The organism is Pseudomonas sp. RIT409 (assembly GCF_003052515.2).
Classification (GTDB): domain Bacteria; phylum Pseudomonadota; class Gammaproteobacteria; order Pseudomonadales; family Pseudomonadaceae; genus Aquipseudomonas.
This window is the reverse complement of record NZ_QARE02000004.1, coordinates 1-12615: the sequence shown is the minus strand read 5'-3', so window position 1 is coordinate 12615 and position 12615 is coordinate 1. Positions and strand designations below refer to the sequence as shown.

The following is a 12615-nucleotide window of genomic DNA, read 5'->3' as shown; positions in this document are numbered from 1 at the left end:
ATCACTCCACTGCAATCCGGTTCGACAGAGTTGATACAAGCTCAGGGTGGTGCGTCATTCGGGCGAGCAATCCGGGCTCGGCAGCAGGCGGATTCTTGTCCAGTTGGAACTGGGTCAGCAGGTGCTGAACCTGCTCCACGCAGTTGAACATCAATACATCGATAATCGACAGATTGGCGACGAAAGGTTGCCTGAACTGGCGATATTCCACCGGGCTCATGCGGAAAAACCGCACCAGCAGGCGGTTGCGCGCAAAATGGTCGCGGTCATACACCACCGAGCCGCCTTCAGGCGTGATAAACGTCGTCGCCTCGAAGGTATGGGCAATGCGGATGATCCGCTCTTGTTTGTCCACAGGGCTGCCCAGTATCAGGTCGGAGCTGCGCATGATCGGCGTCACGATGTGCAGATAAGCACACAATTCGCGGATCGCGTGCTCGGCGTATAACGCGATGTTTTGTTGCGGGAAGCGGACCAGCCGCTCGATCAGCGGCATGACCTGCGCGAAGTAGGGGGCTTGCTGGTAACTCTGTGCGATCAGCGCGATGAGTCGATCGGCCTCTTCGCTGAAGCGGTCGCACAGTTGCCGCTGGTTGATCGGCAGCTGGAAGCGGTCTTTTTTCAGTGGGAAGCTGATCAGGCGCGCTTCGTGGTCATGCAGGATACGGTTGCGGTTGACCCACCCGGACCGCACGTACTGCAGATCGTCTCCCAGGACGAATACGTCCGCCGCGGCGATCAACTGGAAATACCCCAGATACGGAAAGAGGTAGGGCTGCATCACTGCGATGGTCCTGGCCATGTACGTCTCCTTTACTGCTTTGACTTCATGCCCCGCTGTGCCGCGGGGCTGGCTCTTATTTGCGAACGGTGGTGTAGTCGTATCCATACGCGGCGCAGTCGTAGTCGGCGGTCGACGCCTTTCGCAGCACACCGTTGAAAATCGCACCCTTGATCAGAATGCCGTTGTGCATCAGGCGACGTTTGCACGCCTCGATTTCCTTGGCGCTGCTCAGCCCGAAGCGGGTGACCAGCAGGCACGTGCCGGACTGCCGGCCCACCAGGGTGGCGTCAGTGACCGCCAGAATCGGTGGGGTGTCGACGATCACCAGGTCGTACAGCGGCGACAGGTCAGTGATCAGCTTGTTGAAGTTGTCATGCATCAACAGCTCCGACGGGTTGGGCGCCGCGAAACCACAGGAAATGAAGTCCAGGTTGCGCACTTCAGTGTGGTTGATCACTTCCCCGCTTTTCAGCCGTGCCGCCAGCGTGTCGGACAGACCGTGTTTGGGCGACAGGTTGAACAACTTGTGCAGATAGCCTTTGCGCATGTCAGCGTCGATCAGCAGCACACGCTTGCCGGTCTGGGCAATGATCACCGCCAGGTTGCTGGAGACGAACGATTTGCCCACCCCCGGTGTCGGGCTGGAGATCATCAGTACGTTGTTGCGTGCTTCCAGCATCGCGAAGTGCAGGCTGGTCCGCAGGCTGCGCAGCGACTCGATGGCCAGTTCCGTTGGCGCGCTGACGCTGAGCAGGCGTGGCTCCTTGTTGCCTGCTCGGTTGCCGAGTTTGTCCATGCGTTCCTGCTGGCGGGAAAACGGCAGCGACGCATACACCGGCATTCCCAGGTTCTCGATCACATCCGGGTTATCGATACCCCGGTAAAAGGCCTGACGCACGAACACCGTCGCCACCGCCACCAGCAGGCCGACAAGGGCGGCCACCAGCACGATGATCTTGCGCATCGGCTTGACCGGCTCTTCGATGTTGGCGTCGGCGTTGTCGATGATGCGCACGTTACCGATGCTGCCCGCCCGCAGAATGTCCTGCTCCTGGCTCTTGTCCAGCAGCAGGGTGTAGGTCTGCGAAGTGACCTGCATGTCACGGTTCAAGCGCAACAGCTCTTGTTGAGTGGCCGGTAGCGTTTCGATTTTCTTCAACAGCGCCGCTTTCTGCGCTTCGACCTGGCCGATCTGCGTCATCAGGCCGCGGTAGGTCGGGTGTTCAGGCGTATACAAGCGTTCGACGTCGACCCGCTTCATTTTCAAGTCCGACAGCGTGCCTTCCAGCTTGACCACCTGATCGAGCACCGATTTGGTTTCCACGCTCAGGTCCACCGACTTGGCGCTGGTCTGGAAATTGTTCAGGGCAATTTCCGACTGTTCCAGTTGCTTGCGCACGGCGGGCAATTGCGAACGCAGGAATTCCAGGCGTTGGGCCGCTTCGGCCGAGCTGCGCTCCACGTTCTGCCGTACGTAGAGGCGGCTGACTTCATTGAGGATGCGCTTGGCCAATGCCGGATCCGGGTCCTGGATCGACAGGTAGACGATGCCGGAATCCTTGCCCGCCTCAATGATCTTCAGGCGATCCTGATAATCCAGGGCGGCGGTCAGGGTGCGCTGGCGAACGACGGTGAACTCGGTGCCAGGCCGACCGGTGAGGGCGGCCACCTGGATCTTCACGCCGCTGCCTTCCACGGTCTGACCGACCGGGCCGCTGAGCAGCTTGTTGTGGTCCTGGTCATACAGCGAAAAGGTGTCAGGCTTGTCGATGACCATGGTCATCTTCTCGCCCAGCAAGGCATCCGGCACTTCCAACTGGAAGATGTCGATCTTCTCGCCGCCCCAAGCGAAGCTGTCCAGGCCGAACAGAGGCGCAGCAATCTCGCCTTCGTGCTCCGGCTTGAACCGGCGGGCCATATAGCTGCCGATGCCTGGCACGTATTTGGGCTTCTGGATGATATAGAGCTTCAGGTCATCGACGACTTTACCCAGCACCGCGCGCGACTTGATCAGCTCGATTTCAGTGGTTGCCTGGGAGACCGACAAGGGTTTGCTGTTGATTTCGGTGCGGCCCTCGATGCCGATTTTCTTCGGCTCGATCTGGATCATCGCGTTGGCCTGGAAGATCGGCGTGGCGAGTATGGCGTAGGTCACCCCCAGCAGGATGCAGACACCCATGATCGCAGCGATCATTCCCTTGTGGTCGAACAGCGTGCGCAAGATGGTCGCCAGATCGATTCGGGAGTCCTGGACGTCGTCCAGGGAAGTACGGTTCATAGCGGTCATTTATCTCGAATCTCCTGACTGAAGATAAGGAAGCCAGTCGTCGACACAACGCGAGAGCAACTCGTAGGTCTGTTCAAAGGCTAATTTCGGGCGCCGGTACGGATCGGCGATTTCCATGTCCTGTTGCCACTTGCCTATCAGAAACGTCTTGCCACGCACTTCGGGCGCCAGCTTGAGTACGCTCTGGGCCTGGCGATGCTCCATCAGCAGGATCAGGTCCGCCTCGTGCAGCATCTGACGGTCGATCTGTCGGCTGCGATGCCGGTGGGCTTCGACGCCGTTGACGTGCAGAACGGCCCGGGCCAGCGGGTCCATGGTTGAACTGAGCATGGCGTGAGTGCCGGCCGACGACACGGTGATGCGATCGTTGAGCACCCGTTGTCGGAACATGGCCTCTGCCATGGGGCTGCGACAGATGTTGCCGACGCAGACCACCAGCACGTTACTGAACATGACCTTTACTGAAGGTCGTCATCAGTCTTTTGCCGATGTTGGTGCTGAAGTTTTTGCCCACCTGCAACAGCGTCTGCGCCTTGCGCTGGGGCGTGATCGCGGACATCGAGTAACCGACCAGTTCCATCAGGAAATGCTCGTACAGTTCATCATTGCCCAAGCGGTTGTAATAGTTGGCCAGCGCCCCCGAGGTCTGCAGGGCCATGTGCAGCTTTCGTTTGTTGGAGCGCATGGAGAACACCCCGCCCGGATGCATGCGATAGGCCGCCGGTTTGATCTCGCCCATGAACTTGCCCTTGCCATACGCGCCCAGCAATGACCACCAGACCAGATCGTTGAGGGGCGCGCCGACCAGTTCCTTGGGCAGCGAATCGAAGACGTTGCGGAACACCGTGGTCAAGGTCGAAATCGGCCGTGCCTTTTGCAGCTCCAGCGCAGTGGCGTCAGCGCGCAGCTCGCCCTGCAGCTGAATGCCGTATTGGCCGTTGCTGTCGAACGGAATCGCGTCGTGATAGGTGAGCACGTAGTCCGGGTGGTTTTCGAGAAACTCCACCTGCGTGTGCAGCTTGCGCGGGTCGGTCCAGTAGTCGTCGCCTTCGCAGAACGCGATGTAGCGTCCGCGGGCTTCGCCGAACAGGCGGGGCACCGAAGGGTTGCCCTGCGAATACTGGTTGGTCTCGTGGTAGAAGGCGCGGATCAGCGTCGGGTAGCGTTCGACGTATTGCGCAATGACGCGGGCGGTGCCATCGGTGGAGGCATCATCATTGACCAGGATTTCGACGTCATAGGACGTTTCCTGCATCAGGAAGCCTTCCAGTGTCTGAGCGACATAGGCTTCCTGGTTGTAGGCTGGGCAGACGATGCTGACCAGGGGTGCGGCGGACGAAAGGTTCGTCTTTTTGCTAATAGCATCCATGGCTTATGTACTCGGTTTGCTGAACAAGACGGAAATCTTCGTCACCAGTGGCTTGTCGCTCACGGCGACCACCATCAGCGTGATCAGGCCGCTGACGGCCAGACCCAAGAACGTGTTGAAGCGGTTTTCATTGGCGATCAGGCGCAGCACCGGTTCGCTGATTGCCAGGCCGGCGGCCGTCATGACGCAGATGCGAATGACGTCGCGCAACCACACTCCGTGAATGCCCGGTGCCAGCCGCTGGTGCACGACCATCGGCCAGATCGCGAACGACACCGAACGCAAAAGGCACCAGGCCACAGCGGCACCGGCCGCGCCGTAAAAGCGTATCGCCAGGTACATCACCGGCACGGTGACCAGCGCCGAAATGACGCTGTACCAGACATGCAGGCGCATTTGCCCGTAGGCATATTGCAAATAAAACTGAAACGCGCTGACCGCCATGATTGCGCTGCCCAGCGAGTACCACGGCAGGATCGGACGGCTCCATTCGGCCGCTGGCCGGTCTCCAGACCAGGCGTACACCATGTCGTAGGCGTGCAATGCGATCAGCGCGGCCAGGGGAAACAGGAACGTACAAACGAAGCGGTTGGCCGCCAGAAACAGCGCGTGCATGTCGTCGCGTCGCCCCTCGGCCATCAGCACCGTCAGGCGCGGCAGCAGCGTCTGCGCCAGCGGGTTGCTCAACATCATGATGCCGGTGGTGATCAGCGCCACCAGCGAGAAGTAGCCGTATTCATCGAGGGGCAGCAGCTCGGAGAGCAGCATCTTGTCGATCTGGGTGAGCACGATCCACAGCACTGCGGTGCCCGACATACTCGCCGCGAAGGGGATGATCGGCTTTACCAGTTGCCAGTCGAAGCCGGTCAGCCAGCCTGGCGTCGGCATCTCCCGGTACGCGCGGGCGGCGAAGATCAGCGTTTCGATCAACCCCACCAGCACTTGAAACTGGAAGAAGATCACCGGATCGCTGGAGATCTTGCTCACCAGGAACAGTCCGCCGAAATAGCGCAGGGTGGCGATGATCACGTTGGCGATGTTCAGCCACGCATGCTGTTCCAGACCCTGAATCCCGCTTTTATAAAGTGTCGAATACAACCTGAGGGCGATGACGATGCCCATCAGGCCGATGCATTCGATCACCGTCTGAGTCGACAGCTCCTTGGGATTCAACCAATGCACAGCAATCCATTGGCTGCCCAGGTACATCGCCGCGCAACAGGCACCGGTCAGTGGCAGGAATATGATCTCGAACGAACGCAGCAGGCGGCCTGAGTGACGATCCATCGTCTCAGCGGCCTGTTGGTGGGCCACCGCCCTGACCAAGCTGGGAGACAGACCGGCGTCCAGCAATTGCAGCCAGGCCTGCAGAACTGAGAAAAAGCCGATCAGGCCGTAAGCTTCTGCCCCCATATGACCGAGGTAGAACGGCATGATGAGGATGCCCACCAGCAGGGTGTAAGCCTGTCCGGCATAGCTCAACGCAGTATTGCGTATGACTGAGCGCTGGGTTTGCATGGGATGTCTGTCTCACCGTGAAGGGGCAGTGGTTTCGTTATCCAGACTCAGATGACCCGTGCCAGATCGGGTACCCGATAGGGCGCATGGCCCAGACTGCACTCGGCGATGACGGTATTGATCACCCGTTCCTGATCCTCGCGCAGCAACCCCGGATAGATGGGCAAGCACAGCACCCGCTCGCTCAGCGAACGCGACGCGGTTTGCGCGGCTTGTGGTTGCAGGTATTCGAGGGTATCCAGCGATGGGTAGAAATACCGACGCGGGTTGATGCCATTGGTGTTCAGCGCGCTGCGCAGACGCAGTAATTGCTGCTCGTCCTTCAAGGCGATCGGGTAATAGCTGTGGTTCAACTGGCTGTTGTCTTCGGGTTTTTGCAGGTCCACATAGTCGCCAAGGCTTGTGGTGTAGCGATCGGCGATTTCGGCGCGCTCCTGAAGAATGTTCTCGATGTCGTCGAGAATGCACAGCCCCATCGCTGCGGAAAACTCGTTGAGTTTGGCGTTGATACCGATGCCGTCGATTTTGTCGACGTCGACGATGCCGAAGTTGCACAGCAGATGAACGCGGCGGGCCAGCTCGTCGTCATTGGTAATGATCGCGCCGCCTTCAATGGTGTGGAACAGCTTGGTCGCATGAAAGCTCAAGGTGCTGATATCGCCCCAGTTGAGAACCGACCGGCCAGCGTGACGCACCGCAAACGCATGGGCGCCGTCGTACACGACTTTCAGATTGCGCCGACGGGCGATCTCCTCGATGCGTTCGACGGCACAGGGGTTGCCGAACACATGGGTGCCGACGATGGCGGTGGTGTCCGAAACGATTCGGCTTTCGATGTGTTCGGGGGAGATGTTCCAGGTCTGCGCGTCGATGTCAGCGAAGATCGGGCGAATACCTTCCCACTGCAGCGAACTGCTGGTGGCTACAAAGCTGAAGGGCGTTGTCACTGCGCTGCCACTCAGCTCCAGCGCCCGATAGGCCACTTGCAAGGCAAGGGTGCCGTTGTTGGTGAGAATGACGTGCTTGACGCCCAGGTAATCCTTGAGGCGTTGTTCCAGTTCACACACCAGCGGCCCGTGGTTGGTCAGCCAGCCTCGCGCATAGATGCCTTCGACGTACGTCTTGAACTTGTCGATATCGCCCAGGTAAGTCTTGGTTACGTTGATCATCGAAGTCTCCATTTCTGATGCAATGCGTGAAGGCGGTTGAAGCGGTCATGCCACCGCGGCGAGGCTCAACCCGGGGTCGAGGCCGGTGGCTGGCGACCGGCTTTGTTACTCATCCGGCGGGCACGGCCCTGATTGATCCTGAGGATCAGGCGGGTCGCCAGGCTTCCTGTATGCGGGTCGCCGAAATGGAACAACGCGGTTGCGCGTTTCAGGCCAGGGCTGCATCGCTGGTTGGCATGCAGCGTGCGATACCCCCAGAAGAAATAAATGCTGCCGGGCTCGAGGCGCAGTACATAAGGCTTGAGCCAGTCACGCTGCATGCCCTTGATGATCCAGCTGCGGGTCAGCTTGTTCTGCAGCAGCGCTTTTTCGATCACGTTGAACAGCACCCACGAGCGCACCCGGCGAAGGTTAGGGAAGAGCATCAGATCCCCGCGTTCTTCACCTTCGGTAGGGATGAATACCGGGACGAGTGCCGTCACCAGGCTGGCGTCGTAGTGAAACGCGTTGGATTCCCGTTTGCCGATGTCGCCTTGTACGCATCGCAGCACCGGGAAGATCTGGTCGCTCAAGGGCGCTTTTCCTGCAGCGTGCCGATATAGGCCGGCCAACAGCGATTTAAACTGCGGGTCGGTCCAATAGCTCGCCAACAGGCTTTCACCCAGCATCGCCTCACCGTGGTACGCAAAATATTCGCCGCGGTGCTTCTGTGCTTGCTCGTCCGTCCAGGCACGCAGCCGCTGCAAGTCGCCGTCGCTCACTGCGCCGCTGAGCCGGGCAAAGCCGTGGGTATCGATTTCGTCAGCCAAGCGCGTGGCCAGCTGCTCATCCGTGTCGAAAGATAAAGGCATTGCCTTACGCCCCTGTTGGTCATGTGGAGAATGCAGCGCTGGCGGCGCGGGTCAGGCACGCTACCGCCCGAATCTGCTGATCCTGCCGTGGTGTTCGCTGCAGCGGATGTCCTGTTGGTTCTCTAAGAAATGGGCCGGATAATGTTTTCGGGCAAAGCTACCGCCCGACCGCACACTTTCAGTCATTTCAAAACACTTTCTTTAGGCCAACACTGACCCGTCGATGCCGAATGCACACCGTTGGGGGTCATGGACTTCGCTGGCAGTTACAGAGTGAAAGAGTCGTCATATTTTTCCGGCGCGGCTCTTTGGCCACGCTCAAAAAACAGAAAAACATCGGACAGGCATATATATCGACGGCCTCGGGGAGTCTGTCAATTTATTTCGCCAACATTCTGTTAAATTTTTGATAAGCGGGTCATTTGATTATCTAACTTGCTGATTTTAAAGGAAGTCAAAAAACCATCAGTGCCTCATCACGGTGCGCTGACGCTTGTCGAGAAGGAGAGGCGGGGTGTTGAGCGAGGACTGAAATGCGAGGTTGAGTCGGTTTTCCACCGCCAGAAGTCAGTCATTCCCTCGACGCTGCGATTTTATGGCGCTGATTAATTGAACATCGCTATACATTATTTAGTTGATACTTCTGGGACTAATGGTGCGCAGGTTAATCCCGACTTATGAGGGTGGGTGGCCTTAATAATGATGGTTCATGGCGCATAACGCTGCAGTTTGAGAATGGTTCAACAACGAACCTATAGGAGCGCGCTTGCCCGCGCGATTGCGGTGTAGCTTTACCATTCGCAGGGCCTGACACACCCCAGTCGCGGGCAAGCGCGCTCCTGCATGCGGCTCGCGAGCTTTTGATCAGCGCTTCGACAAGCTTCACCTGACGATCCAGCGTCGCACGATCTTGGCTGCGCACGGTGGCGTGCCCTACCTTGGCGTCAGTGTTTGCAAGGAAGTGGCTCAAGCGCTACTGGGCCGTTCAAAGAAGGCTGCTCGGATGCCGGGCCGTCGTGATGGTATTCCTTCGCCACAGCTGCGCGGTTGCTCCTGACCGAGTCGTCCGCCATTATCTGGCGGGTACGGTGCAAACCGAATCGGTCAGCAGGAGAGTCAATGAATATGCAGTCGAAAACCACTGGAGTGGTGGCGCAACGCCTCGCGCAGGCACGTGCGCTGATGAGTCGTGAAGGTATCGATGCCTGGTTGCTGCCGTCCGCCGACCCTCATCTCTCCGAATACCTCCCTGGTTACTGGCAAGGACGGCAATGGTTGTCGGGCTTTCACGGGTCGGTCGGCACGTTGATCGTCACTCAGGAGTTCGCCGGTCTCTGGGCCGATAGCCGATATTGGGAACAGGCCACTAAAGAGCTGGCCGGCAGTGGCATCGAACTCGTCAAGCTGCAACCGGGGCAGCAGGGCCCGTTGGAGTGGCTGGCGGATCAGGCCAAGGACAACACCGTGGTGGCCGTCGACGGCGCCGTTCTGGCCGTGGCATCCTCTCGCACCCTGGCCAGCAGCCTCTATGCCCGCGGCGCCCGGTTGCGAACCGATTTGGACCCCCTGACCGAACTCTGGAGCGATCGACCGACTCTGCCGACGCATGCTGTCTATGAGCACGTCGCACCGCAGGCCACCCAGACTCGCGGAGACAAGCTGGCGCGTTTGCGCAGCGCACTGGTCGAGCGGGGCGCCGACTGGCATTTCCTGGCCACGTTGGATGACATCGCCTGGTTGTTCAACCTTCGAGGCGCCGATGTTTCTTATAACCCGGTGTTCATTTCGTTCGCCCTTATCGGCCCGGACAGCGTCAGTCTCTTCGTCGCACCGGAAAAAGTGACGTCGGCCCTGCGCGGCACACTGGAAAGTGAAGGCATCACATTGCGCGATTACGTCCAGATTGGCGCCGCATTGAGGGAAGTCCCGAAGGATGCGCGGGTACTGATCGACCCCGCACGAGTGACCTGTGGGTTGCTGGATTACCTGGACAGCGAAGTGAGCCTGGTCGAGGGGCTGAATCCAACAACGCTGTTCAAATCACAGAAAAGCGAAGCCGATGCCCAGCATATCCGTCAAGCCATGGAGCAGGATGGGGCAGCATTGTGCGAGTTCTTCGCCTGGCTGGAGTCGGCCCTGGGCAACGAACCCGTCAGCGAACTGACCATCGACGAGAAACTGGGCGCTGCCCGGGCAAAACGACCGGGCTATATTTCACAGAGCTTTGCCACCATCGCGGGCTTCAACGCCAACGGCGCGATGCCTCATTATCGCGCTACCGAGGCAGAGCACGCGCAGATCGAAGGCAACGGGCTGCTGCTGATTGATTCCGGCGGACAATACTTGGGCGGTACGACGGACATTACCCGCATGGTGCCGATCGGCACCCCGACGCACGAGCAGCGGCTTGATTGCACCCGCGTGCTCAAAGGGGTGATTGCCCTGTCCCGAGCACACTTTCCGCGAGGAATTCTGTCGCCACTGCTGGACGCCATCGCCCGCGCCCCGCTCTGGGCGGAGGGCGTCAACTACGGTCACGGGACGGGCCACGGCGTGGGCTATTTCCTCAATGTCCATGAAGGTCCGCAAGTTATTGCCTACCAAGCGGCTGCTACGCCGCAAACGGCCATGCTGCCGGGGATGATCACTTCAATCGAACCGGGAACCTACCGCCCGGGGCAGTGGGGTGTGCGCATCGAGAACTTGGTGATCAATCAGGAAGCCGCCAAGACAGCGTTTGGCGAATTCCTCAAGTTCGAAACCTTGACGCTGTGTCCAATCGACACGCGTTGTCTGGTTACCGATCTATTGACACAGCAAGAGCGCGATTGGCTGAACGACTACCACGCGCAGGTCCGTCGACGCTTGACTTCGCTGGTGGACGGCGACGCGTTGGCCTGGCTGGAATTGCGTACGGCTGCCATTTGATACCGCTTGAGACCGCCGCTTTCGTGCGGCGGTTTTAATCGGTCGATCAGAGAAAAGGTGCTTTTGAGGGGGCGGGGCGTCAGGGTTGAGTCGGCTTCTTGCAGACGATGATCATACTGCGGCTCGTGTAGCCCGCGGGGTTGAGGCCTAGCGGGAAATCGCCGGGCTCTTCGGCCCCGTCTCCGGACTTGGCGATGACCCGATATTGCCTCGACTCGCAGGAGTCGGTAGCCATCTGGTAGCACTTGTCCCAAGAGGACGACAAGCCCGAGCAATTGATATGCAGTCCACGCTTACTCTTGATCGGCTTTGAAGTGGCCGCGCATCCGACGACGGTCAGCGCTGCCAGTATTATTAAAATGTACTTCATTCATTTCCTTACCTGACCGGAATGACCGCTCAGTCTTTCGCTTGAGTTCGCTCGCTTGCTGGGTGCTTCAGCCGTTTCCTTTCGGATGAATCTGCGTGCAGGATGAGATCGAGCCGTAAACATGGCGCAATAACGTTACAAATGCCAGTGACATCGTGTAACGGACGCAAAAAAACTCAGTCGCAAGGCACCAGAGCGGCGGGTTCCGGGCGCGTCGTCAGCGTCGCACCGGCCGAGGCGACGATGATTGCGGTGATGGCCAGCCACTGGGTCAACGAAAGGCTTTCATGCAGGAATATCAACCCGGACAAGGCGCCCACTGCGGGTTCCATGCTCATGAGCGTGCCAAAGGTACGAACCGGCATGCGCGTGAGGGCGATCATTTCGAGGCTATACGGCAAGGCGGTGGACAGCACCGCCACGCCTAGTGCGACCGGGATCAAAACAGGGTCGAGCATTGCACTTCCCGCATGGGCTACGCCGATGGGGGCGATCAGAATCGCGGCGATGAGTACACCCAACGCTGCGGTTTGAACGCCATGATCGGCGCCGGCCTTCTGACCGGCCAGGATATAGCCTGCCCAACAAACCCCTGCACCCAGCGCATAAAGGGCGCCGGTCAGGTCCAGGCCGTGAGCTTGGCCACTGGGAATCAATAGAGCGAGCCCTGTCACCGCGAGTGCGATCCAAACGAAGTCAGCCAGTCTGCGTGAGTGCATGAGCGCAACGGCCAGCGGACCTGTGAATTCCAACGCCACAGCAATTCCCAACGGCGTTGTGCGGATAGACATATAGAAGAGGAAATTCATCCCACCCAAGGCAACGCCGTAGAGCAGCACCGAGCGAAGAGAGTTGGCGGTAAACGTGGCTCGCCATGGGCGCAGGATCAGCAGCATCAGTACGCTGGCGAAGATCAAGCGCAGCGCGGTCGCGCCCTGGGCGCCGACGACGGGAAATAGTGATTTGGCCAATGACGCACCGGTTTGCACTGAGGCCATGGCGATGAGCAAGAGGGCTACAGGAAGAGCGATCGATCGTAGATCGCTTGGTCTGACATTCATTGTTAGCACGAGTCCGTAGGATCATAGGCAGGAGGAAAAGCGCGCAATAATGATCAAGATTCACCGCGTGAGCAATATAGTGCGCAGATTTCGAGAATCTTCCTTTTCAATGTTCAAATCGAAATAAGTGCTTGACGGGCCTTCAGACGTCTCTATAATTCGCCCCACTTACGGCGCAGTCGGAACCTAAAACTCCTTGAAGATCAATGAGTTAAAGGTTTCGCATAAGCAGGAAGTGCTTCGGTTTTCAGCGTCAGGCTCGAATCGAAAGCGGTGAA

10 protein-coding genes are annotated in these 12615 nt (G+C 58.9%); 1 reads left to right on the top strand and 9 read right to left on the bottom strand.

Annotated elements, in window-relative coordinates; translation table 11 throughout:
• Window position 1: 1 nt before the first annotated feature.
• From DBP26_RS06405 to DBP26_RS06375, 7 genes are all read right to left on the bottom strand, one after another.
• A complete protein-coding gene (locus DBP26_RS06405) occupies window positions 2–802 on the bottom strand; it encodes a WbqC family protein (protein WP_108237061.1) in 801 nt (266 codons plus the stop codon).
• 55 nt (window positions 803–857) lie between these two features.
• On the bottom strand, window positions 858–3071 hold the full coding sequence (locus tag DBP26_RS06400) for a polysaccharide biosynthesis tyrosine autokinase (RefSeq protein ID WP_108237060.1): 2214 nt from the start codon (window positions 3069–3071) through the stop codon (window positions 858–860).
• The gene (locus tag DBP26_RS06395) at window positions 3072–3524 is read right to left on the bottom strand and encodes a low molecular weight protein-tyrosine-phosphatase (RefSeq protein WP_108237059.1); all 453 of its coding nucleotides are present in this window, start codon (window positions 3522–3524) and stop codon (window positions 3072–3074) included.
• Window positions 3514–4440, bottom strand: coding sequence for a glycosyltransferase (locus tag DBP26_RS06390; protein ID WP_108237058.1), 927 nt, complete (start codon window positions 4438–4440; stop codon window positions 3514–3516). The genes DBP26_RS06395 and DBP26_RS06390 overlap by 11 nt, the downstream gene beginning before the upstream one ends.
• Window positions 4441–4443: 3 nt before the next feature.
• Window positions 4444–5958, bottom strand: a complete 1515-nt coding sequence (locus DBP26_RS06385) for an oligosaccharide flippase family protein (RefSeq protein WP_108237057.1) — start codon at window positions 5956–5958, stop codon at window positions 4444–4446.
• A gap of 47 nt (window positions 5959–6005) precedes the next feature.
• Entirely contained in the window at window positions 6006–7127 is a 1122-nt protein-coding gene (locus DBP26_RS06380) for a DegT/DnrJ/EryC1/StrS family aminotransferase (RefSeq protein WP_108237056.1), read from the bottom strand.
• Between the two features lie 65 nt (window positions 7128–7192).
• On the bottom strand, window positions 7193–7978 hold the full coding sequence (locus tag DBP26_RS06375) for a hypothetical protein (protein ID WP_108237055.1): 786 nt from the start codon (window positions 7976–7978) through the stop codon (window positions 7193–7195).
• Window positions 7979–9097: 1119 nt separating this feature from the next.
• On the opposite strand from DBP26_RS06375, the gene DBP26_RS06365 reads away from it, so the two are divergent.
• The gene (locus tag DBP26_RS06365; protein WP_108237053.1) at window positions 9098–10906 is read left to right on the top strand and encodes an aminopeptidase P family protein; all 1809 of its coding nucleotides are present in this window, start codon (window positions 9098–9100) and stop codon (window positions 10904–10906) included.
• A 79-nt stretch (window positions 10907–10985) separates the two neighbouring features.
• Here DBP26_RS06365 and DBP26_RS06360 read toward each other — a convergent pair whose 3' ends face one another.
• On the bottom strand, window positions 10986–11276 hold the full coding sequence (locus DBP26_RS06360) for a hypothetical protein (protein ID WP_108237052.1): 291 nt from the start codon (window positions 11274–11276) through the stop codon (window positions 10986–10988).
• Window positions 11277–11452: 176 nt separating this feature from the next.
• The gene (gene rhtA, locus DBP26_RS06355) at window positions 11453–12337 is read right to left on the bottom strand and encodes a threonine/homoserine exporter RhtA (protein ID WP_108237051.1); all 885 of its coding nucleotides are present in this window, start codon (window positions 12335–12337) and stop codon (window positions 11453–11455) included.
• Window positions 12338–12615 lie beyond the last annotated feature (278 nt).

Excerpts from the sequence above, each read along its gene's own strand:
- DBP26_RS06405 (WP_108237061.1), bottom strand. The coding sequence starts at position 802 with ATGGCCAGGACCATCGCAGTGATGCAGCCCTACCTCTTTCCGTATCTG.
- DBP26_RS06400 (WP_108237060.1), bottom strand. The coding sequence starts at position 3,071 with ATGACCGCTATGAACCGTACTTCCCTGGACGACGTCCAGGACTCCCGA.
- DBP26_RS06395 (WP_108237059.1), bottom strand. The coding sequence starts at position 3,524 with ATGTTCAGTAACGTGCTGGTGGTCTGCGTCGGCAACATCTGTCGCAGC.
- DBP26_RS06390 (WP_108237058.1), bottom strand. The coding sequence starts at position 4,440 with ATGGATGCTATTAGCAAAAAGACGAACCTTTCGTCCGCCGCACCCCTG.
- DBP26_RS06385 (WP_108237057.1), bottom strand. The coding sequence starts at position 5,958 with ATGCAAACCCAGCGCTCAGTCATACGCAATACTGCGTTGAGCTATGCC.
- DBP26_RS06380 (WP_108237056.1), bottom strand. The coding sequence starts at position 7,127 with ATGATCAACGTAACCAAGACTTACCTGGGCGATATCGACAAGTTCAAG.
- DBP26_RS06375 (WP_108237055.1), bottom strand. The coding sequence starts at position 7,978 with ATGCCTTTATCTTTCGACACGGATGAGCAGCTGGCCACGCGCTTGGCT.
- DBP26_RS06365 (WP_108237053.1), top strand. The coding sequence starts at position 9,098 with ATGAATATGCAGTCGAAAACCACTGGAGTGGTGGCGCAACGCCTCGCG.
- DBP26_RS06360 (WP_108237052.1), bottom strand. The coding sequence starts at position 11,276 with ATGAAGTACATTTTAATAATACTGGCAGCGCTGACCGTCGTCGGATGC.
- rhtA (WP_108237051.1), bottom strand. The coding sequence starts at position 12,337 with ATGAATGTCAGACCAAGCGATCTACGATCGATCGCTCTTCCTGTAGCC.